Origin of the sequence: Devosia naphthalenivorans (assembly GCF_003056355.1) — a bacterium.
Taxonomy (GTDB): Bacteria; Pseudomonadota; Alphaproteobacteria; order Rhizobiales; family Devosiaceae; genus Devosia; species Devosia naphthalenivorans.
In genome coordinates, this window is record NZ_PYVW01000050.1 from 1 (window position 1) to 449 (window position 449).

At 59.7% G+C, this 449-nt stretch carries 1 protein-coding gene; it reads right to left on the minus strand.

The features are described from left to right. Positions 1-145: 145 nt before the first annotated feature. On the minus strand, positions 146-449 hold a 304-nt coding region (locus C8264_RS21960; protein WP_281261479.1), incomplete at its 5' end, for a phosphate signaling complex PhoU family protein.

Genomic DNA, 449 nt, shown 5'->3' on the forward strand with positions numbered 1-449 from the left:
ACGCGGAAACCTTCCGCTTCGAGATTGTAGCGCAGCAGAATAGCGATATCGCCCTCGTCTTCGACAACGAGAATGGTGGCGGGCATGGGTGTGGCTCCCCGGTTTCGGCTCGGTGGTTATCGTGCAGCGGCTATTCAGATAGCCGTCATGCCTTGATCTGCTTGCGATGCAGGTCCTGGGCATCGGCCGTCAGCTGCTTGCCGGTCTGCAGGTAATAGGCGCGTTCGGCGATGTTGGTGGCATGATCGCCAATGCGTTCCAGGCTCTTGGCGCAGAACAGCAGATGGGTGCAGGTGGTGATGTTGCGCGGATCTTCCATCATGTAGGTCAGAAGTTCGCGGAACAGGGAGGTATGCATGGCATCGACTTCGTCGTCGCGATTGCAAACCTCGATGGCGGCCGCCGCATCGCGGCTGGCATAGGCGTCGAGCGCTTCCTTGATCTGGCGC